This is a genomic window from Myxococcus stipitatus DSM 14675, assembly GCF_000331735.1.
In the GTDB taxonomy this organism is placed as follows: domain Bacteria; phylum Myxococcota; class Myxococcia; order Myxococcales; family Myxococcaceae; genus Myxococcus; species Myxococcus stipitatus.
In genome coordinates, this window is the sequence record NC_020126.1 from 2705842 (window position 1) to 2727872 (window position 22031).

The 22031-nt window shown below is 70.6% G+C and carries 13 protein-coding genes and 1 pseudogene; 4 read left to right on the top strand and 10 right to left on the bottom strand.

Features of this window, described 5'->3' with window-relative positions; all coding sequences use genetic code 11:
* Positions 1–66: 66 nt before the first annotated feature.
* A pseudogene (locus MYSTI_RS42995) lies at positions 67–285 on the bottom strand (transposase); the annotation flags it as partial.
* 64 nt (positions 286–349) lie between these two features.
* Positions 350–766: a DUF4267 domain-containing protein gene (locus tag MYSTI_RS10490; protein WP_015347724.1), complete on the bottom strand. Its 417-nt coding sequence runs from the start codon at positions 764–766 to the stop codon at positions 350–352.
* A 147-nt stretch (positions 767–913) separates the two neighbouring features.
* On the opposite strand from MYSTI_RS10490, the gene MYSTI_RS10495 reads away from it, so the two are divergent.
* Entirely contained in the window at positions 914–1849 is a 936-nt protein-coding gene (locus MYSTI_RS10495) for an AraC family transcriptional regulator (protein ID WP_015347725.1), read from the top strand.
* A gap of 360 nt (positions 1850–2209) precedes the next feature.
* On the opposite strand, the gene MYSTI_RS10500 is transcribed toward MYSTI_RS10495, so the two are convergent.
* Both MYSTI_RS10500 and MYSTI_RS10505 read right to left on the bottom strand, forming a co-directional pair.
* A complete protein-coding gene (locus MYSTI_RS10500; RefSeq protein WP_015347726.1) occupies positions 2210–5218 on the bottom strand; it encodes a serine/threonine-protein kinase in 3009 nt (1002 codons plus the stop codon).
* A gap of 2 nt (positions 5219–5220) precedes the next feature.
* Positions 5221–6696: an aminotransferase-like domain-containing protein gene (locus MYSTI_RS10505; RefSeq protein WP_015347727.1), complete on the bottom strand. Its 1476-nt coding sequence runs from the start codon at positions 6694–6696 to the stop codon at positions 5221–5223.
* 480 nt (positions 6697–7176) lie between these two features.
* Here MYSTI_RS10505 and MYSTI_RS40650 point away from each other — a divergent pair, with 480 nt between their 5' ends.
* From MYSTI_RS40650 to MYSTI_RS10520, 3 genes are all read left to right on the top strand, one after another.
* Positions 7177–8967 (top strand): fibronectin type III domain-containing protein, encoded by a 1791-nt coding sequence (locus tag MYSTI_RS40650; protein WP_052350977.1) that lies wholly within the window; start codon positions 7177–7179, stop codon positions 8965–8967.
* A 245-nt stretch (positions 8968–9212) separates the two neighbouring features.
* A complete protein-coding gene (locus tag MYSTI_RS10515) occupies positions 9213–10733 on the top strand; it encodes an AlkA N-terminal domain-containing protein (protein WP_015347729.1) in 1521 nt (506 codons plus the stop codon).
* 35 nt (positions 10734–10768) lie between these two features.
* The gene (locus tag MYSTI_RS10520; RefSeq protein ID WP_015347730.1) at positions 10769–11278 is read left to right on the top strand and encodes a methylated-DNA--[protein]-cysteine S-methyltransferase; all 510 of its coding nucleotides are present in this window, start codon (positions 10769–10771) and stop codon (positions 11276–11278) included.
* A 50-nt stretch (positions 11279–11328) separates the two neighbouring features.
* Here the strand turns inward: MYSTI_RS10520 and MYSTI_RS10525 are convergent, their stop codons facing one another.
* Genes MYSTI_RS10525 through MYSTI_RS10550 form a run of 6 tightly spaced genes read right to left on the bottom strand, consistent with a single transcriptional unit; the run spans position 11329 to position 21653 of the window.
* Positions 11329–12342 carry a phosphotransferase enzyme family protein gene (locus tag MYSTI_RS10525; protein WP_015347731.1) on the bottom strand — a complete coding sequence of 338 codons (1014 nt, stop codon included), beginning with the start codon at positions 12340–12342 and terminating at the stop codon, positions 11329–11331.
* An 8-nt stretch (positions 12343–12350) separates the two neighbouring features.
* Positions 12351–14099: a hypothetical protein gene (locus tag MYSTI_RS10530; RefSeq protein ID WP_015347732.1), complete on the bottom strand. Its 1749-nt coding sequence runs from the start codon at positions 14097–14099 to the stop codon at positions 12351–12353.
* 6 nt (positions 14100–14105) lie between these two features.
* Positions 14106–15599, bottom strand: coding sequence for a TolC family protein (locus MYSTI_RS10535; protein ID WP_015347733.1), 1494 nt, complete (start codon positions 15597–15599; stop codon positions 14106–14108).
* Positions 15596–17707, bottom strand: coding sequence for an ATP-binding cassette domain-containing protein (locus MYSTI_RS10540; RefSeq protein WP_015347734.1), 2112 nt, complete (start codon positions 17705–17707; stop codon positions 15596–15598). The genes MYSTI_RS10535 and MYSTI_RS10540 overlap by 4 nt, the downstream gene beginning before the upstream one ends.
* Positions 17704–20433, bottom strand: a complete 2730-nt coding sequence (locus MYSTI_RS10545; RefSeq protein WP_015347735.1) for an ATP-binding cassette domain-containing protein — start codon at positions 20431–20433, stop codon at positions 17704–17706. The genes MYSTI_RS10540 and MYSTI_RS10545 overlap by 4 nt, the downstream gene beginning before the upstream one ends.
* A 2-nt stretch (positions 20434–20435) precedes the next feature.
* Positions 20436–21653, bottom strand: coding sequence for an HlyD family secretion protein (locus MYSTI_RS10550; protein WP_015347736.1), 1218 nt, complete (start codon positions 21651–21653; stop codon positions 20436–20438).
* Positions 21654–22031 lie beyond the last annotated feature (378 nt).

The window sequence follows — 22031 nt, forward strand, 5'->3', positions numbered from 1 at the left end:
GCAAGGCCGGTCGTGGGGCACGTCCCCATTGCCGGCCTTGCTGTTCCGACTTGGGAGCTCGCGCGGTCAAGTCCCGACTCGTGTGGAGTTGGTGCGGTAGCGGCGGTCATCCCAGATGCCAGAGACTTCGAGGGCGACTGCGGTGATGAGGCGAAGGGCGCTGGCGCGGTCCGGGAAGGAGCCCACGGAGCGGATGCGGCGCTTCACTTCGCCATGAAGTCGCTCCAGGCCATGGGTGCTGCGAAGCCGCTTCCAGTGGGCCTCGGGGAAGGAGAAGAAGCAGGTGCGCGTCCTGCACCGAATTGCCGCCGCTCCCGGTGAGCCGCTGCACCGCCGGGCGCTCTCGTCATCAAGAGGTGACCTTCTGGGGACGCAGCAGCGCGGCGGCCAGCACCACTCCGTAGACCACCGCGCTTCCATGGACCCCGAGCGCGAAGGCGAGCGAGGCACCACCATGCAGCACGGTCAGCGCGTCCACGGTGGGCATCACGATGGTGGCGAGGACGAAGACACCCGCGGCCTTTCGCTGCCGGATGGCCACCAGGGCGAACATCGCCAGTGCCAGGCCGAAGTCCCTGCCCGCCTTGACGTAAAGCCAGGGGATGACCTCGCTCCCGGAGTCGGTCAGGCCGAAGCCCCTGGCCGCGCTTATCGGGTCCAGCGCGCCTCGGAGGCTGAGGAACAGCAGGAAGGCGCCCAGCAGCAAGGTGAACAAGGCCGTGGGCGAGGTGAGCCTCCAGGACAACTGTGAATGGCTCGGGTTCATGAGGCCTCCAGATGAAGCGCGGGTGTCGTTCATGGCCGAGAATGTGACGGAGTGGCCGCGGAGACGCTATTCGCGGACGGCTCAACATTTTGTCTGAAACGCTCAGGGCGCGAGCGCTGGAGGCAGCCCGCTGCTAGCCTCGAGGACATGGACCTCTCGCATGCTTCCGACCTGCTGGGGCAGATTCTCGAGCGAACCCGTCTGAGAGGGGAGCTCTACTGTCGCACCGTGGCACGGGCCCCATGGGGGCTACGCTTTGCTCCCACGGCCTCTGCGACCCTGCACCTGATCATCTCGGGCTCCTGTCACCTGACGCAGGGCCGGGACGCCGTCTCGCTGGGGCCTGGTGATGTCGTGCTGCTGCCGCGCGGCGACGGGCATGCCGTCGCGGACTCGCCCCGCAGCCCCAAGCTGAGGCTGGAAGAGTGGTTGGCGACACGTGGCGAAGGGGCCTCCTCGTATGTGCTGGGCGGGGCCGGCGTCGAGTCGCGGGTGCTCTGCGGCTTCTTCGCGTTCGACGAGCCGGGGGCGCACCCCGTGTTGCGGCTGCTTCCCGAGCGGGTCCACCTGCGGGGGGCTTCCGAAGATGCGCGTGCCCTGTTGCCCATCGTGTCGCTGCTCGAACGGGAGTACGAGAGGGGAGAGCGAGGCTCCTCGGTCATCGTCTCTCGGTTGCTCGACATTCTCCTGGTGCAGGTGCTTCGGGCGTGGGCGGACGCTCAGCCACCGGGCGGCGCGGGCTGGTTGGGGGCGCTCGGCGACCGGACGCTCGCCAGCGCCCTGGGCTGGATGCACGCGGAGCCGGGGCGGAGCTGGACAGTGAGCGAGCTGGCGCGGCGCTCAGGAACCTCGAGGGCGACACTCGCGCGGCGCTTCGCGAGCCAGGTGGGCGTGGCGCCTCATGAGTACCTCACGCGACTTCGGATGCAGGAGGCCGCACGCGCGCTGCGTGAGGGACAGGATGGGCTCGCGGCCATCGCGGGCTGCGTGGGTTACGAGTCCGAGTTTGCCTTCAATCGGGCTTTTCGGAGGGAGATGGGAGTGCCTCCCGGCGAGTACCGGCGCAAGGCTCGGGAGGGCTGATGCTCCTGGGCCACTTCCTGAGTGGAACTGCGTCATCGCGGGGTGGCCCCATGGCCGTCACGACACGCTCACGGCATGAGCAGCCGAGGGTTTCTCTCACGTGCCCCTGCTTCTCGATGCGGCCGGGAATGTTCTCGAATAGGCCGCCTGGCCGGCCTTCTATTCGCCCGATGCGCGGGCCTGCCGCCCGTGCGCGAGGCAGAGCTGCTCACGCCGTGGGCCAAGGCGAAGGACGCGCCCGTTGCACCGGCCGCCTCCGGTCAGGGCGGGTAGGGCGCGTCGCGAGCGGGAAGGGCAGGGCCCCTGTCATCGGGACCTCTGCCTGGCGGCCGGGCGCGCGCGGCCACCCATCGAGACGCGCTAATGCAACCGGGCCTGCAGTGACTTGACGCACGCCAGACGGCCGTTCCGCGTCCGGGCCTGCTCGAGTGCGGCGCGTGCGCCCGCGAGGTCCCCCGACGCGGCGAGCACGTGGCCTCGGAGGGCGAGGAGGCGCGGGTCCTCCGGCATGAAGGTCAGGGACTTGTCGATGGCGGAGCGCGCCCGGGCGAGGTCGGCCGCCAGCGGCGAGGGCCGCGCGAGCACGACCTCCGTCTCCAGGCGCCAGCCGTCGGGGCTGCTCGCATCCTCGGCCTTCATGAGCTGCGCGTACCGGTCCGCGGCGGTGAGGGCCGGAAGGGGGTCGAGCCCGCGTCCCGCCAGCCACGCCGCGCGGTGCAGCTCGACCTCCGCCATCCGGCCCCGCATCGCCGGGTAGACCCCGGCCTTCACCACCTTCTCGAGCAACGGCCTGGCGCGGGCGACCTCGGGCTCGGGGTCCCGTCCCGTCAACACCGCGGCCTGGACCTTGAGCACCTCGAGCTCGGCGAACTGGGCGGCGGCGACGATGTCGGTGTCGACGCGCGTCCACAGTATCGCGGCCCAGGGCGCCACCGTGGCCAGCGCGTCGTCGGGCCCCCGTCCCTCGAGGAGCACGGACTCGGCCCAGAGGACCGCGATCTGCACGCCGAAGCCGGCGAGCGCCGTCTGGCCCTCGCCCCTCGAGAAGGCCTCGCCGATGATGTGGGCCGCCTCCGCATAGCGCGCGTCGGCCGCCTCGCCAGCGGACCAGCGACGGGTGGCGTCCTGGCGTATGGCCTGGGCGAGCATGATGCGCGATACGATGGGGCGGTCTCCAATCTCCGCCACCCGGCGCGCCGCGACGAGCGCCGCCTCGATGTCCTTGGTCGAGTCGCCGCCTCGGATGCCGGTGGTCTCGGCTCGGTCCGCGTACATCTGCGAGAGCAGCGAGGGCGGGACGCTCGACTCGGGAGAGAGCCCGCCCGCGCGCGTCGCCGCCGCGATGCCCTTCTCCCAGGCCCAGTCCACCGCGTAATGGGCATCGCGCAGCTCACGCGCGTAATTGAGGCAAGCCCAGGCGAGCCGTTCCCATGCGGAGCGGTTCGAAGGCGCGGCCCGCGTCGCGGCGTCGGCGGAGGTGACCGCGGCGAGGAGGCTCGGGCCCGGGTCGATGCCGAGCATCCGCGCGAGCCGTCCCTTCTCCGCGAAGATCTCGGAGCGCACGACCAGCAGGTCCGGGTCCTTCGGAGCCAGGGCGAGCCCTTCGGCGAGGACCGCGAGCGCCGGGTCGAAGCGGTCGGCGCGGATCGGCTCTCGCTGCTGGCGGACGACGCCCTCGTGCATGAGCGCCTGGGCGAGCAGGAGGCGGGGGCGGGGGGCGCTGCGTCCTATCTCCGCCGCGCGTCGGAGCGCCGGGATGGCCTGGGCGACGGGCGTGAGCGTCCCGTCAAGGTCTCGCGTCTCGTAGACCTCGAGGGAGCGGCGCAGCCACGCCTCTCCCTCGAGTGTGCTCGCCTCGAGCGGGTCGGCCCCGGCCTCGCGCGCCGCCTGGGCGAGCGCGGCGGCGTCGGCATTGCGCTCCTCCACGAGCGCGATGCGGGCCTCGAGGAGGTCGCGGTCGGCGCCGGTCGCGGCGGGGACGAGCCGCAGGCGCGCCACGGCGGGCTCGCGGAAGCGCGCCCGGAGCGCGGCGATTCGGCCCTCCTTCCGCTTCGGGTCGTCGATGCGCGGGAGCTGGGCGCGTTCGCGCGCGTAGCGCTCGCCGTCCAGCAGGCCGAGCGCGAGCGCCGCCTCGGGGTGATGGAACCCGAGCGTCCACGCCCGCTCGAGCGCCTCGCGGGCCGGGTCGGCGTCATGGAGGAGCTGGAGGCCGCGGCCGATGGCGAAGGCCCGCGCGGCCGCTCCAGCGCTGCCGTCCGCGCGCCGCAGCGCGTCCACGGAGGCGCGGATGGTCACGTACACCGGCGAAAGGTCGTGCGCGGGCGACAGGTGCGCGATGCGCATCGCGTTCTCCATGCGCTGCGCCTCGGCGCCCAGCCGCGCGGCCTCGAGCGCGTCCAGGCCCGCCCGCCGCTCGGCGAACGCGGCCCACGCCACGCCGAGCACCACCGCCGCTGTCGCCACGGCGGCGGCGCGCGCCGCCACCGGGTTGCGCCGTGCCCACTTCGTGGCGCGGTAGGCGAGCGTCGGCGGCCGCGCCAGCACAGGCTCGCTGCGCAGGAAGCGTCCGAGGTCCTCGGCGAACGCCAGCGCCGAGGGGTAGCGCGCGGCCGGTTCCCGCTGCATCGCCCACGCGGCCACGAGCGCCAGCTCGCGAGGGACCTCGGCGCCGAGGGCCGGCGGCTCATCGGCGAGGATGCGCCGGAGCAGGAGCGCCGGCTCGGAGCGCCCCGACGCCTCGGCGAGCCCGTGGAACGGCGGGTGCCCGGCGAGCACCGCGTAGAGGGTGGCGCCGAGCGCATAGACGTCGGCGCGGAAGTCCACCGGGCCCGTGCTGGCGAGCTGCTCGGGCGCCATGTACTCGAGCGTGCCCGCAGGAAAGCCGGAGTGGGTGAGCCCACCCTCCTCGCAGTGGGCGAGGCCGAAGTCACCGAGCCTCGCCAGCGGCGCGCCCGGCCCTTGCTCCACCAGCACGTTGTCGGGCTTCACGTCGCGGTGCACGAGCCCCTGGCGATGGGCGGCGTCGAGCCCGAGGGCCGCCTGGCGCACCAGCTCGACGCGGGTGGAGAGCGTGTGGTCCGCGGCGAGGTCCGCGAGCGTCTTGCCCTCGACGAGCTGGAGCACGAGGCACGCGCGGCCCTCCAGCGAGCCGACCGCGTGCACACGGACCACGTTCTCATGCTCCACTCGTGCCTGCAGCCGCGCCTCGAGGACGAGCCGCTCGGTCTCGCGCGGGTCGTCGCCGCGCAGGAACTTCACCGCCACCGCGCGCTCGAGCGTGGAATCGAAGGCGCGGTGGACCTGGCCCATCCCGCCCTTCCCGAGCAGTCCCTTGAGCACGACGCGTCCGTCCAGCGGTTGTAGCTCCACCGTTATTGCCCCTCCGGGAGGGCCTCGGCCATCCGCCGCGCGACCTCGACCAGCTCCGTGTCGCCGTAGTTGGAGAACCCGATGCGCAGCCCCGAGACGGCACCGCCATCGAAGGCGAACTGCCGGCCGGCCTGGAATGCGACCCCGCGCTCGAGGCCGCGCCGTGCCCAGGCGTCCACGTCCAGCCCCTGTCGCGTGCGGGCCCACAGGGCGAGGCCGGACGTGGGCGGGTCGAAGATGAGCGCGGTGCCGAGGTGCTCCGAGAGCGCGTTCGCGAGCACGTCGCGGCGGTGGCGATAGATGGGGTGCATGCGGTTGAGGTGGCGCTCGATCTCGCCGTCCTCGAGGAGCTCCGCCATCGCCCGCTCGAGCGCGGGGTCACCGTGTCGGTCGAGCGCGTCGCGGGCGGAGCGCAGCTGCGCCACGAGCGGCGCGGGCGCGTGGACGAAGCCGAGGCGGAGCCCGGGGCTGAAGATTTTCGAGAGCGAGCCCACCAACACCACCACGCCCGCGCGGTCCTCCGCGGCGAGTGGCGGGGGCAGGGCTCCTTCGAACTGGAACTCGGCGTCGTGCTCGGACTCGAGCACGGCGAACCGGTGGCGCGCCGCGAGGGCGAGCAGGCGCGCCCGGCGCTCCGGCGAGAGCGCGACCACCGAGGGGTACTGGCGCACCGGGGTGGTGAGCACCGCGCGCAGCCGCTCCGTCGAGAGGAGCCGCTCGAGGGTGTCCACGTCGAGCCCCTGCGCGTCCACCGGCACCGGCAGGCAGCGCGCGCCGGCGCGAGCGCATGCCGCCCACGCGTCCCTCGCGCCGAGCGCCTCGACCGCCACCGCGTCGCCCGGCCCGAGCAGGGCGTGGGCAACGAGGGCCAGCGGCAGTTGCCCGCCGCGAGTGACCACCAGGCGCTCCGGCGCGGCGGCGACGCCACGGGCCGCGCGCAGCGTTCGCGCGAGCGCCTCGCGCAGGGCGGGGTGGCCCTGCGGGTCGTCCAGCGCGAGCGTGCCGCGCGGATTCACGGTGAGCGCACGGCGGTAGGCCCGCGCGAGCGCGGCGCCAGGCAGGAGGCGCGGGTCGGGGTTGCCGGTGGCGACGCGGAGCAGATTGCGGGCGGCGTCGGGCACCGCGGGGCCTGGGGGCCGGTGGAGGTCGAAGCCCATGCCGGCGCCCGTGAGCTCCGCGGCGGGCCCGGGCGGAGTCTCGGAGGCGCCTGGAAGGCGCCGCGGCGGCGTGGGGACGACGATGCTCCCCTCGCCCGGAGTCGCCACCAGCCAACCTTCGTCGGCGAGCTCGCGGTACGCGGCCATCACCGTGTTGCGGGACACGCCCAGTCCGAGCGCGAGCGTGCGGTAGCCCGGGAGCGCGTCTCCGGGCCGGAACCGGCCGCGGTGAATCTCGGACATGAGCGCATGTGCAATCTGCAGGTAGACCGGGCGGTTGGAGCGTGGGTCGAGGGTGATGGTCGGGATGCCGGGGGCCACGGCTGCTCCGGTTGCTGGCTGCGTGGCCACACGATACGTCGCGGGTGGCCACTTCGCTCACGGTGGAGTGAGGGTGAGCCGACCTCCTACCCCTCGCTCAGGGGTGGCCCAGCCTACTTGTCGCGAGTGCACCTCCTCCCGTGCCGCGGGCCAGGGGAATAGTCGGCCTCGACGTTCCTCTCCACCGGAGTCTCCATGCCTCGCGCCTCGCCCTGCACCTGCCGTGCACTTCTCCTGGTCTCGCTTGTGGCGCTTGCCGCGTGCGGTGGCGGGTCCACCAACGGGGCCGGCGATGGAGAAGCAGACAGCGGCTGGGGAGTCGCCGGGGACGGAGGAGACGGTGGTGGAGCAGACGGCGGCGACGGAGGTGGACGAGACGGCGGCGGAGGAGGAGACGACGGGGGCGGGAGAGGAGACGGCGGCGGAGACGCCGGGGGCGGCGGCGGAGGAGACGACGGAGGCGGAGGAGACGACGGCGGCGTGGCAGCGCCATCCGCGCCCACGAACCTCGTCGCGCGGGCCACGAGCTCCCAGGGCGTGGAGCTCACCTGGATGCCGCCGTCCGCAGCCTTCACCGGCTTCGAGGTCGAGCGCTCCGTTGCGAGCGGCGGGCCCTTCACGCTCATCGCGAGCCCACCTGCCTCGGCCCTGGGCTACGGCGACATGGGGCTCGCCACCGGGAGCACCTACTTCTACCGGGTGCGCGCGGTGAATGGCGCCAGCGTGTCGGCGTTCACCTCCGTCGTGAGTGTGAGCACGGCCGCGGCGTTGCCGCCCAACGCGCCGACCGGCCTCACCGGTGTGCAGGAGGTGGTGGCGTCCGCCAGCGTGGCGCGGCTCGCCTGGACCGACGCCGCGACCGACGAGACCAGCTACGAGGTGCAGCACTCCAGCGAGTTCGTCTCCTGGGGCTCGACCGTCACGCTCCCCGCGGGCTCGACCGGCTGGGTACACGAGAGCCCGGTCTTCGCCACCAACAACTACCGCGTGCGGGCCGTGGGCGTCGCGGGCGCCTCCGCCTGGGTGCAGGTCTCCGTGTACAACGGCCCCATCGTCATCGGAACGTTGTGCCCGGCCACGGAGGGCACGTCGGCTTCCACGCTGTCGCAGACCTCGCTCCGGCTCGGCTGGACCTGGAACATCTGCGGTGGCGTCGCAATCGAGCGCGCGCTGTCCGCCACCGGCCCCTGGGCCGAGGTGGCCCGCTTGGGCAACTTCATCTTCGGCGGGCCGCCCAACGGTACGTGGGATGACACGGGCCTCGCGCCGGGCACCCCCTATCACTACCGGTTCCGCACGCTCCCCCTCTTCGCCCCCACGACCTCCGGGCCGCCGTGGTCGCCCTCGGGCTACACGGCGCCAGTCTCGGCGACGACGGTGTCGCCTGTCGTCATCGCCACGCCCACCGGGCTCTCCGCGACGGTCACTTCCGCCACGAGCGTGAGCCTCTCCTGGACCGACGTGGCCCAAGACGAGACGGGCTACTCCGTGGAGTACGCCACCGCGGCGGCGGGACCCTTCACCGAGGCCTTCCGCCTCGGCGCCAACATGACCATGACGAGCGTGAGCGGCCTCACTCCCGCGACGGCCTATTGGATGCGCGTGCGCGCGGTGAAGGGGACGACGAGCTCCGCGCCCTCCAACGGAGTCTCGTTCACCACCGCGACCCGCGCCGTGCTGCGCACCACCGGTGACGCCACCGTGATGGAGAGCACCGCGCTGCTCTCCAACCAGAACGTGACCCTGCCCTCCGGACCGAATGACGTGGGCTGCTTCTTCACCTGGACCATCGGCCCGGGAGGGCAGGCCCTCTTCCACAACTGTGGTGGCTCCGCGCTCCGGTTCGACACGGCGGCGCTCTCGGGGAGGAATGTGCTCGTGGCGGCGCTCGTGATGTACCCCTGTGCCCTCGCCCCCCATCCCGTGTCCGACGCGCGCTACCTGGTCCGGGCGCTTGCCGGGCCGTGGAGCCCGTCCTCGGTGACCTTCAACACGCTGCCGCAGGTCTACACGGCAGGCTCGTGGTGGCTGCCGGCGCCGACGGCCGGTGGCGCGCAGTCCTGGGACGTGACGACGGTCGTGAAGAACTGGGCGAGTGGGACCTGGCCCTCGAACGGCCTCTACGTGGGGCAGTCCCCCATCACGGACCGCGTACCGACCTGGAACGGGCAGACCTGGGACAACCAGAACCAGGTCACGAGCTACTGCAGCCTCGAGCAGACGGGTGGCTCCATCGACTACGTCCCGGCCCTGCACGTGGACTACCGGTAGGGGATGGCCCCCGGCGGCGACTCCTGCTCACGGCATGGAGTCGTCGACCGTGCCCGTCACTCCCTCCATGTGCCCGCCGAGGGGCTCGAAACACAGCGTGAACGAGCGGCGCGCGCGGTGGAGGCGCGCGCTGAAGTGACCGGTTGAGCGTCGTCAGCTGAACAGGATTCCTGAAGGAAATGGACCTCCATGACGATGTCCGAATCCGGCGAGTCCATCTCCTGGCGCGGTGCTAGCCTGCACTCATGTCGACGCTCGCCGGCGCCACTGCGCTCCCTGACGCTCACACCTGTGCGCAGGCGCGGCTTACCCGTGACCCACGCTTCGACGGGCTGTTCTTTACCGCGGTCACCAGCACCCAGATCTACTGTCGCCCCGTCTGTCCGGCGCCGACGGCCAAGCGCTTCACGTATTACGCCAGCGCCGCCGCCGCGGAAGCCAGCGGCTACCGGCCTTGCCTGCGATGTCGCCCGGAGCTGTCACCCGGCGACGGCACGTGGCGTCGGGGCGATGCGCTGTTGGCTCGCGCTTTGAGCCTGATCGAACAAGGGATTCTCGACGAACAGCCACTGTCGGCGCTCGCCGAACGCGTCGACATCGGCGAACGCCAGCTGCGTCGGCTGTTCGTTGAACGCCTCGGCGTTTCGCCAACGGGGGTGCATGGCACGCGACGCTTGTTGTTCGCCAAGCAGCTGCTGACGGAAACGGCGATGCCCATCACCGAGGTCGCGCTTGCGGCCGGCTTCGGCAGCCTGCGCCGCTTCAACGCGGCCTTCCTCGAAGCCTATCGGATGGCTCCGCGCGACCTGCGCAAGCAACGAGTCGAGATTCCCGGCGAGACCTTGAGGCTGCGCCTGGGTTACCGCCCACCCTACGACTTCGACGCGATGCTCGACTTCCTCCGCGAGCGCGCGCTGCCCGGCGTCGAAGTCGTGGATGCCACGAGCTACTCGCGAGTGATTGGCTCGGTCGACGCGCCGGGCTGGCTGCGAGTTTCGCAATGGCCCGCATCGCATCGCCTGGCGGACGCCCATGCGCTGCGGCTCGAACTACACGGCGCGCGCCCTTCGCAGATGCTGGAGGTCGTCCATCGGCTGCGACGCATGTTCGATCTCGACGCCGACCCGCGGGCCATCATCGAGTCGCTCAGCGCCGATGCGCGGCTGCGTCCATTGCTGAAGCAGCGCGCGGGACTGCGCGTTCCCAGCGGCTGGGACGGATTCGAGAGCGCGGTGCGCGCGGTCATCGGGCAACAGGTCAGCGTCGCCGGTGCACGTACGCTGGCGACGCGCCTTTCGCATCACTTCGGTCAGCCACTGTCCGCACCACTCGCGCCTGGACTCGACCACCTCTTCCCCACGCCCGATGTGCTGGCCGACGCCGACCTGGGGGTGATCGGCCTGACACACGCGCGTGCGCAGACTGTACGAACCCTGGCGCGCGCACTTCTGGATGGCCACGTCGACTTCAGGCCGGAGCGCACGCTGGACGATTTCACGGTGCGCTGGGGCGCGTTGCCCGGCATCGGTTCGCGGACCGCGCATGACATCGCGTTGCGCGCATCGGGCCACCCCGATGCATTCCCCGCCAATGACCTGGTGCTGCAGCGCGCTGTCCCCAATGATGGTTCGCGCCTGAGCGCGAAGGCGCTGACCGCGCGGGCGGAAACCTGGCGTCCCTGGCGCGCCTATGCGGTGATTCATCTGTGGAAGGATTCGATGGGGCCCGCGAAGGCCACATCCATGCGCAAGCGCACGCGGCCCTAGAGTGCACGAGCCAGAAAGGGGAGGGTGACCGCGTCATGCAAAGCAACGTGTTCTATCGCCACATCGAAAGCCCGGTCGGGGCGTTGCTGATTGCCGGTAATGACGCGGGCCTGCGGCTGATCGAGTTCCAGGCACCGCGCCACCCGATGCGCCGTGGCGAGGATTGGCATGAAGGCGACCATGTGGTCCTTCGCGACACTCAGCAGCAACTGGGCGAGTACTTCGCGGGCAAACGCCGGGGCTTCGAATTGCCTCTGGCGCCGCAGGGGACGCAGTTCCAGTGCCAGGTGTGGTTGGAGCTCGCCAACATCCCATTTGGCGGCACGATCAGCTACGCCGAACTCGCGCTGCGCGTGCACAAGCCCACGGCGACGCGCGCAGTGGGCGCGGCGAATGGGCGCAATCCGATTCCCATCGTGCTGCCCTGTCATCGCGTGATTGGCGCAGACGGCAGCCTCACCGGATTCGGCGGCGGCTTGCCGACCAAGAAGTTCCTGCTGCAGCTGGAAGGAGCGATGCCGCGCCAGGTGGATCTGTTCGCGTGAGAGGGAAGAGCAATCCCCTCCCTCCACGCGTCGACCCAACAGCTCGAGGCTCAGTAAGCGCTGAAGTCAATCTGCAGGACGGGGACGTCCCCTTCGATGTCGCGCCGGAACCGCCCCCACCGGTCGAGCGTGCTCTCGTCGAGCACGGCGGGGTCTCGATACTGGTGGAACAGCGCGTAGTTCATCGAGCGCTGGAGCGCGAGCAGGTCCGGCACGGCCGCGAGCCACTCGCGGTCCATCCGCCGGAGCTCCCGATACCCTTCGAGGAACGGCCCCAGGAACGCGGCGACTGCTTCATCGCGCGCCTCTCGCGCCTCGCCTCGCGCGATGTAGAAGAGGAGGACCGCGATGTCCTTGACGAACCACGCGTACTCGCAGTTGTCGAAGTCGAACGCGGTGACCTTCCCCTCGGCGAAGCAGAAGTTGTGCATGTGGAGGTCTGCGTGGATCAGCCCGTAGCTCTCCGGTGTTCGCGGTAGCCGGTTCAATCGCTCGATGATCGCCGCGGTGCGCTCGCGAACGAGCTTCTCCTCGGGGGGCGCGAACCGGTTGATGTCGACCACGTCGTACTCATGCCACTCCTGGCGCTTGAGCCTGGGGCTCGAAGGCGCGTAGCTCTCCGCGCGGTTGTGGAGCCGCGCGAACAGCCGACCCAGGTCGCGGAAGAGGGGCGCCTTCCAGTAGCGCTCCTTGAGCGGAGGCGCGTCGTCGAAGACGATGCCCGGCGCGCGCTCGAACGCGGTGGCGACGAAGTAGCTGCCGGGCTCGCGGTCTTCGATCCGCTCCACGAACTGCCCCGAATCGGAGAGGAGCGGCGAGGCGATGGGGATGCGCGCCGCGGCCAGATAGCGAACGAACTCGACCTCCCCCAAGGTGTAGTCGAGCGTCCGCCGCGTACTGTGCGAGATGCGCAGGATGATGCCTTCGCCGTCGTCGTTCTCCGCCTCGTAGACGAAGTTCTCGAAGGCCACGAGCTCGGTGAGCTGCTCGGGCGACAGGCCATATCGGCGCGCGGCCTCATCGCGAATCGGTTCGTGGAAGCGGCGGACGAGCTCTGGATGCATCGAATCCTCTAGTCCTTCAACGTGAGGCTGCTCTCACCATAGCCCAGCACGGTCGAGGCGGAGTCGCTGGTGACCGAGACCCCCAGGCCGCGCGCGAGCGTCTCCGCCAACGGGGGGCCATTGCGAGGCCGCGTGAACACAGCCAGGTCCATGCCGGTCAGGGGGGCATCCGGGCGCTGGAGCCGCTGGTTCAGCATCGCCTGCTCGCGCTCGACGACGCGCAGGCACCGGCGCTCCAGGGCGAACGCGCTGGCGGCGATGCTCGCGAGCTCGCCGCAGAGGGGCTCCGCCACGGCTGCGTCTCCCGACAGCCCGTGCGCGAAGAGCTCGGCCAGTCGCCGCCGGCTCGTGGCCTGCTCGGCGGGATCCAACGTCGCCAGCTCGTCCAGCGAGGTGCCCTGGGGCGTGCCGGGGAACGCCTCGCCGATGCGCGCGAACAACCAGCGGCTGAGCTTGATCTCGCGCTGGTAGGTCTCCGCGAGTGGGAAATCGTCCCGGAGCAACGGGTAGCGCGCGACATCGATGGGCGCCTCCACGAACTCCTGCAGCGCGGTGCGCGGGAGGTACCCGGCGAACGCCGCCCGGAGCCGTTCGTGGAGCAACCCCTGGCTCGCGCCGAGGAAGCGGACCACCGACTCGACGCGCTGCCCGAGCAGGCCGTAATCGAGCGCGGCGTCGAGGTCTCCGAGGCGCGCCGCGATGTCGGGCTGGGCGTTGATGGGTGCCGGGGCCACGCCGGTCAGCACCTGCAGGTACTCGTTGATCAGCGCCGGCGGCCCGGCACACACGCCGTGCGGACCATGGAAGACCGCGTGACGCTCGGCATAATCCATGATCGTCTGCGCGGTGACGGGCTGCTCGGGGGTGTCGCGCACCAGGTCGTTGGTGACCAGTCGGACGCCGTCAATCAGCCGGAACATGGCCGCGAGCCCGCTGTCGAGCTCTCCGTTCGGCACCGGCTGGGTGCCCCTCACCATCACGTACCCGACCGACGCGAGCGTGCAGACGACCATCATGTGGAGCTCACCCGCGGTGAGCACCCCCGGGGTCCGGAGCGGCATGCGCGCGAAGTAGGCCTTGCGGAACTGCTCCGTCAGCGAGAGCAGGTCCGGCCACTGACGCGCCATGGCCTTCATCGCCGTCACGTTCATCGGGAGCTCGTTCTGGTACCGGCTCCCCGCGTACTGGCACTGCTTGCGCACGGTCGGGAGGTCGAGGAACAAGGTGCGCGGTGCGACGTTGTTCTCGCCCACTTGCCGGCCGTCACCGTCGACCGCTGGATGCGCCACGCGGTAGACCGGCACGACCACCTCGAGGTTCGACAGCTCGAAGGCCCGTCCGAACGCCTGTTCGGTCAGCACGGGGCAACGCTTGTCGTGGGCGCTGAACGTGAGCGGCTCACGCCCGGCCGGGACCTCCCCCAACCGGTCAGGGTAGGACACCGTGGTGCGGCCCGTGGGCGCGTCCGAGACCCGCCGCAACACCCGCTGCTCAATCAAGGCCTCGAGCACGTCCCGGACCTTGTCCCAGGAGTGGGGCGCGCCGTCGGACCACGCCATGGCGTCGGAGGCGGGAAACTGCTCCACCTGGAGCAGCTTCTCGCCCAAGGGCGCGAGGTCCGGCTCGTCGAAGATGAGCTCCACTTCGCCATAGAAGAGGTGCAGGACCTGCTGGCCATTCCCCGCGTCGATCCGGTCGTGCGTGAGCCGCTTTCGATTGGGAATGTAGAGCAACTCATCCGCTTGCAGCTGTGCCATGGCTTCTCACTCCCGCTTCAATGTGACGTCGCGCGACCAGGTTCCGCCGAGCGAGCGATAGACCGCGACGCGATGGTTGAGCAGCAATCGTTGCGCTTGCAGACTTGCGCGCTCCAGCCCGACCAGGTTCGTCATGGCGGTGAGCACCGTCAGATAGTCCGAGTGCCCCTGCTCGAAGAGCCGCTTCGCCTCGTCCAGGAGTTGCCGCCCGAGTTGGACCTGCGTGCGCAGGCTGCGCAGGCTCGTCGCCTCGTTCTCCTCCTGGACCACCGCATCCTGAACCCGTCCGATCGCGGTGTTCAGCGCGAGCTGGTACTGGACTTCACGACGCGCGAGCTGCATCGGCAGTTGCAGGTGCTCGGTGAAGCGCCGTCCATCGAACAGGGCCCAGGTCAGGTTGATCCCCGCGAAGGACTGGCCGAGGATCGGCTCCGAGAGGCCGATCTTCGCGGCGCCCACGCTGCCCACCAGCTGGATGGTCGGAAGCCAGCTGGCCCGGTTCGCGTTGATGCGGTGCTCGACCTCGGCGACGCGCAGCTCCGCGAGCCGCATCTCGGGCGTGTTCACGTTCAGGTCGCCCGGCGTGCCGAGCTCTGGCGGAGGCGGGAGATCGGGAAGCTGCCGCTCGAGCGGGACGACGTCGTCCGTGGGGCTGGGGACCCGGCCCAGCAGCGATTTCAGCTCCGAGTTCAAGAGCGCGTTCCGGGTGGAGATCAGCGGCACCTGCGACTCGAGGTTCACCAGCAGCTGCTCCTGCTGCAGCACCGCGAGCCGGGGCGTGAGGTGCTGCTCGAACCGCGCTCGAATCAGCCGGAGCAGCTCCTTGTTGTGGTCGATCTGCCGCAGCGTGAGGTCCCGGAGCGCGCGGGCCTCGAGGATGTCGAACCAGACCTGGGTGATGCGCAGCGCGAGGTCCTGGACGCGGCCCTCGGTGAGCTGCCGCTGCTGCTCGGCGAAGTTCAAGCCCGCGCTCCGCTGCGCGGCGAGGTTGCCGAACAAGTCGACCTGGTAGGCCACGCCGAAGTCGGCGGTGGCGATGTTGTACTCAATCTGCGTTGCCGGCGCGGGCGGAATGTTGGCGTTGAAATGCCTCAACCCCGCCGGGTTGATGATGCCGACCTGGAGCGGGTACCACCAACCTTGCGGCACGGTGGGGTCGAGCTGGTTCTCGTAGATGAGCCCTCGCACGTCGCGGAGGATCAAGTTGTTGCGGAAGCACTCCTGGATGGCCGTGTCGAGCGCGGGGTCGGCGAACGACGACCACCAGACGGCTTCCTTGGTGACGCGCTCGGCGGGCTGCTCGGGCACGCCCTCGTTCGACGGCTGCGGGGGGGGAATCACGTCCCCGGGCACGCTGGGCGGCTGGGACGGGTCGGTGCGCAGGTCGACGGCGGTCGAGTAGCGGCCTGGCGCCGGAGGCGGTTTGACGACGACGGGATGGACCAGCTCGCAACCGGAGCAGAACATCACGAGGAGGGCGAGCGGGAATCGAAGTCTCATGGGTGGCTGACGACCACGAGGGCCTTGGCGTGGTTGAGGACGCAGCGCTGCGCGACCCGCATCGTCTCCGGGTCCAGGGAGGCGAAGCTCTCGTCGAGGATGACCAGCTCGACCCCCTGAAGCAGCGTGCGCGCGATGTAGAGCCGGCTCTTCTCGCCGTGCGAGAGTTGCCAGCCGGTCTCGCCAATCATCTCCTCGAGGCCAGCGGGCATCTTGGCGACAAGCTCGTCCAGTCCAAGCTCCTTGCACAGCGCGGCGGCCTTGGCGCGCAGCTCGGGCGAGGTCGGCCACTCGCGTCCGAGCAGCAGGTTGTACGCGAAGCTGCCGGACAGGACGTGGTTCTCGTGGAACTGCGGTGCGGCGGTGACGCGCTTGCGCCAGCCCGAGGCGCCGAACGTCGCGCGGTCCAGCGCGTGCAGCAGCATCACTCCGCCCTGCGGCGTCCTCAGGCCCGTGAGCAGCGAGACCAGCGTCGACTTGCCACCGCCGGAGGGGCCCTCCAGCAGGATGCGGTCGCCCTGCGCTATCTGGAACGAGCAGTTCTCGAGCACCGGCCGGGTGCGCGCGTCGTGCCGGAAGGTCACGCCGCGTGCCTCGATGAGCGTTGCGCCGGCGGCGTCGGTGGGCTTGCCTCCCTCCATCTCGAGAGGGACTTTCGATTCGAGCTCGGGGCGGCCCACCGCGAGCAACAGGTCGCGAATCTGCTCGAACGACACCGCGGCCTGGGAGACCTGCTGGAAGAAGACGGCGACCTCGTCGAAGGCGCGCAGCGCGAGCAGGGCGCCACCCACGGACACCGCCAGCGCGCTGGCATTGGCCGTCCCGCTGCTGAACGCCGGCAGCAAGGTCAGCAGCGCGAGCACCAGCCATCCGTCGCGCAGGAGCGCGGTCAGATGCATGGTCCGGCGATCCATGGTCTTCGAAATCTCGGAGTAGGCGCTCAAGCGGACGTCTTCGCCGTCATGCCAGCGCTCGAGCGGGAGCTGCGCCAGCCGCGTCCGATGGCCCAGCATGCGCTCGAGCAGGTCGTGGGTGATGTCGACGCGGGCGCTCGACCACGTCCGCTGGACGCCGTAGTGGCGGCGCCCGAGGACGAACGCGACGCCGATCCACAGGATGAGCACCGTCGCCTGGAGCCACCCGCCCGCCCCGAGCACGAGGATGACCCCCGCCAGGACCAGGTCGACGAGCGACAACACCGCGAGCAGGGCGCCGCCGACCGCGAGCTGCTCGACGACCTCGGCCTCGGCGACGCGGCCGAAATGGCGGCCGATGCCGTCCAGCCGCACCTCGTCGGGGGTCAGCTTGAGGGTTCCCGCGAGCAGCTGCTGCTTCAGGAGCGTTCCGAGGCGAATCGAGAACACGCCCTGCCACCACACCTCGAGCATGCGCAGCGGAATCGCGCAGGCGATGACGGCGATCCACCCCAGGAACCAGCCGGTCTCGAGGTGGGCCTGGAGCGCGGCGCGACCGAGCAGCCAGAACGAGCCCGCCAGCACCAGCGAGAGGAGCGTGTGGCTCACGAGGATGCCGGCGGCGAGCGACGGGATGTCGCCGAGCAGCGTCCGCCGGCTCGCGGTGCGCCGCGGGCGCATGATCCATCCGGTGCGAAGCTGCGCCTGGCCCAGCCGCTGCAACAGCATCCGGGAGCGGGCGCGCTCGCGCGCACGGGGCGACATCTCCACGCCGCCGAGCAGCTGGTCCACCTCGGCGACGGTGGCTTCCTGCTCTTCGCGCAGGAGCGTGAGCGCGAGCTTCGTCGGGACCGAAGCCACCGTGGCGTCGAGCGTGAGCAGGCGCAGCTTCCCGCGCCGCATCCCCAGCAGCACCAGGTAGGAGGGGACGCCGTCTCGCCGGACCTGGAGGATGCAGGGCGCGGCGCGTTCGAGGACGTCGGGCAGCTCGTGGTAGAGCGGGGTGATGGGCTCGAGCTCCACGCCGAGGCGATCTCCGAGCGCGAACATCCAGACCCGGCTCGGCTCGACGGCCGCCGCGGGCGGAGCGACTTCTCCCGCGGCCCGGCCATAGCCTTGCTTCTGCGCGAGCAGCTCCAGCGCGTCGGGCAGTCGCTCGACCGGCCACAGCAGGTCAGAGGATGAGCGCGTCATCCCACCAGCTCCAACCCGCCCGCGACGGGCTCCGCGACCGGTTTCTCCACCGGCTTGGGCACCGGCTTCTCCACCAACTGGCCATCCGAGAGCCACCAGTTGCGCCAGCGCCCACCGCCCCAGAGCAGCGTGCGGTTCTCCTGGTCGGCGCGGAGCAGCTCGGCGTATCGCGACTCCTTGTTCGCGAGCAGCTCCTTCGGCGGCGCGTTCTCGAGGATGCGACCGTTCTCGATCACGAGCACGCGGTCGAACTCCTGGGTGTGCTCGACGTCGTGGGTGACACAGAGGAGGGTGATGTCCGCCCAGAGCCGCCGGGACTCGGCGAGGAGCCGCGCGCGCCGGTCGCGATCCAGCCCGCGGAAGGGCTCGTCGAGGATGGCCAGGCGCACGCCGGAGCGAAGCATCGCGCGCGCCAGGCGCACCCGCTGACCTTGGCCGCCGGAGACCAGCCCGCCGCCTTCGCCCAACGACGTCTGCAGCCCGGCGGGAAGCGCCTCGAGGATGTCGAGCATCTCGGCGCCCTTGAGCGCCCCGGACAGGGCCCAGCCCTGCGCGCCGTCGTTGCCATACCGGAGGTTGTCGAGGAGGCTCTGGTTCCAGAGACTGATGGCCGGGTCCACCCAGGCCGTGGTGCGCCGCAGCCGCTCGACAGCGGCCTGGTCGAGCACTTGCCCGTCGATCTTGATTTCACCGCGCGCCGGCCGGAGCCAGCCGAGCAGCAGGCCGACCAGCGTCGACTTGCCGGCTCCCGAGACACCGACGACGGCCACGTGCTCGCCGGGGGCGATGTTCAAGGACACCTTGTCGAGGATGGTGTGACCGCCGCCCTTCACGCGGACCTTCTCCATCCTGATGGAAACGCCGCTCGCGGCGTCCGCGGGCGCGACGGGCTCCTGCGCGGGCGCCTCGGTGTGGGCCTGTGGCTCCTTGATGTCGCCGATGACGTCGAGCAGCCGGCGAACCCGGTTCATCGCGTTCGGGAACGCGCGGCTCAGCACCATCAGCCGTTGGCCGAGGATGGGGAAGCGCAGCGCCCAGTAGACGACCAACAACACCAGCGAAGCCCGCTCGGTGCCCTCGAGGTACGAATAGACGAGCAGCATGACGAGGCCGTAGCTCGCCAGCATCAGCCCGCCCTCGAACCCGACCGACAGCGTCTGGAGCCAATAGCGCGCCTGGGTCCAGCTGACGAGCAAGGTCTCCTGTGCGCGGCGCAGCGACCGCTCCGCGCCGTGGATTCGGATCGGCGTGAGCCCGACGAGCGCGTTCAGGGTGAATCCGCTGAGCGCGCCTGCGTGCATCTGCACGCGCAGGTCGGGCTCGAAGAGCAGCTTCTGCACGACCAGGGGCACCAGCAGCGTGACCGCCGCGAGCGCGACCACGGTGCCCCACGCTTGCGGCGCGGCCCAGATGAGCGCGGCGGTGAGGCTCGTGACCTCGAGCGACAGGACCAGGGCCTGCGAGAGCAGGAGCGGCAGCGACCGCATCGCCTGGATGTTGTGCGTCCGGGACGCCATGTCGGAGGCGAGCCGGCTCTGGAAGTAGCGGTCCTCCATCTCGGGGAGCTTCTCGAAGTACGCCTTCCGCAGCCGCACCTCCAGCCGGCGGCCGATGCCGAGCAGTCCCAAGGAGACGGGGAGCTGGATGAGCATGATGCAGAGCGCGACGCCCGCGAGGACGGCCATGCCCGTCGCGCGCTGCGCGAACGTGCCGAGGTCGCGCCCCAGGTCGAGCACGCCCCGGAGCATCAGCGCTTGCAGGATGCGCCCGAAGGTGGCGAACACCAGCCCCACCGCGATCAGGCCCGGAACGACCCACGAGTCTTCGCCTCGCAGGCGGAGCAGCGTTCGCGCGGGGCTCACCTGCTTGGCGACGAGCTCCGTGGCCAGGTCGCCCGCGAGCACGGCCTTCGGCGCGTCTTCGCCTGGGCGCGAGGCCTCGCGCCAACCGCGAACCCGCATCAGCACCGCGCCGGTCATCGACAGCTCGCCCTCCGCCTCGGGGTTGGGGCGGACGGACCAGTAGGCCGCGGGGATGGGCACCTCGCCGGAGGCGTCCTTCGCCATCATGGACTGCAGCAGCCCCGCCGCCGTCGGGCCTCGCCGGATGGCGCCCGCGCGAATCATCGCTTCGGACGCCCGGCACGCGGCGTCGAGCCGGGCGATGGACAGATGACCGGGGTCCTCGAGCGCCCGGGCCACCAGCGCCCGCGCCTGCGTCGCCCCCAGGTTGAGCAGGCGGCGCTCGAACGTCGCGACCGCCTCCTCGGACCCGGCCCACTCGCGCCAGCCGGCCGCGGGAACGGACGTGGTGTGCTGGTACAGGTGGCTCTGCAGCGTTGAAATCCGGGTCCAGTGACGGCCCGCCGCCGGGTCCATGACCTGGATGAAGGGGCCGATGCGATTCCACAGCACGACGAAGTGCGGCCGTCCTCCCGCGCTGAGCGTGACGATGATGGCGGGGAGCGCCTTGGCTTCGAGGACCGCCACGTGGTCGAGCGGGAGCATCACCTCTTCGGCGTCGAGCCCGAGCTGGTTCGCGACCTCATCCAGCGTGACGATCGAGGTGCCGTCGACGTCCGTCTGACACACTTCGCGGAGGACGCGATAGTTGAGCTCGACGCCCATTCCCGCGAACAGGCTCTTGAGCGAAGCGGGACCACAGTCCGTCGCCGAGATCTGGATCACCTCGGGAATGATCGAGCGCCGGCGCCTGGGGGGAGTCATGGTCAGCGGGCCTCGGCTTCGGGCTGAAACACTGTCACGGGCAGCTCCTCGGGCTGCGGATTCCATTCGCCGACCGCCCGCATGAGCAACGCGACAGGCGACGCCTGCGCGACCTCGACCTCCACTTCCAGCGTCATGCCGTGGCGGAGCTGGATGCGCGGGTCGTCCGGCGGCGCGAACTTGAGCTCGACGCGCACCGTCCCGGGGATGGCCTCGGGCGTGGCGGTCTGGCCGGGCTCGGTCCCGACGGCCGTCACCGTGGCGGGGACCGTCCCGTAGATGGTCATCGGGTAGCCGTCGAGCTTGAGGCGCGCCGTCTGGCCGGGCTGGATCAAGCCGACGACCTCCTTCGGGAAGCGGGCGCGCACCCGCACCTCGGCATTGCTCGCGACGATGGTGCCGACCCGCTGCCCATCGGCGATGAACGCTCCCGAGCCGAGCTCCGCCACGTCGACCAGGTGGCCCGTGGCCGGTGCCCGATACTGCTTCCGGTCAATCTGGTACTCGAGGCGGTCGATGGTGCCCTGGAGCTCGCGGATGCGCCCCTCGGCGCCCAGGGCCTCGCGCTCGAGCCCGAGCAGCTGCGCGGCGAGGGCTTGACGGCGCACGTCCTGCTCGCGCCGCAGTCGGGTGAGCGCCAGGCCCTGCGCCGTCTGCGCGTAGCTGAGCGCGTCGACGTCGGTCGTGCGCTCCAGCTTCTCCATCTCCGAGACCGCGCCCGTCGGGCTCTTGAGGGCCAGCTCCGCGCGCTCCACCGCGAGCCGGTGCCGGGGCGCGAGCTCCTGCTCCCTGCCCAGCGCTTCCTTGACCGCGACCTCATCCACCCGCGCCGTCAACGTCGCCTCTTCGCGCTTGTTGGTGATCTGCTGGCGGATGATGGCGAGTTCCTTCTCGGTCGCGGCGAGCGTGGCCTTGCTCCGCTCGAGCTCGAGGCTCTCGGCCCGGACGTCGAACTCGATGAGGAGGTCGCCCTCCTTGACCTGCTGGTCGAGCTTGAGCCGCGAGAGCACGACCCTGCCCGCGCTGGGCGGCTCGATTCGATGGACGGCGTTGTGTGGCTCGATCCGGGCCTGTGAGCTGGCTTTGACCAGCGGGACCTTGGCGAAGAGCGACCAGGCGATGAGCCCGCCGGCGCACAACACCATCAGCGCCACGAACACGAGGCGCGTGTCCGACTCGTAGTTCAGGGAACGAAGGGTTCGCTCGAAGGGATATGCCATGGTCTGCGAACAAAAGTCGCCTTGATGGTCGCGCCGTGTCAACACCTCGGCCACTGCTTTTCTGATTCACGCTCACATTGTCTGGCGACGGGCGAGCCAATGCGATGCGGGCTTCGTCCGCATCACCAGCATGCATCCCAATGTGTCGCAATGCGTCGCACACTGAAAAAAGCTATTTGTTTCGTCGCTGACTTGACAACGCATTTTTATCACACGTAGCGTACGTCTTGAAAGGAGGCACGACATGAAGATCAAGCTCCACGTCCGCGGCGGCCCCAAGGCTCGCTAGTCGTCGGCTGTTCTGACGCCAGCTGTTGAGGCTGTCGTCCCTCGTTTCTGATGACCAGAGGGGGGTTGATGGGGAGTATCCATCAGCCC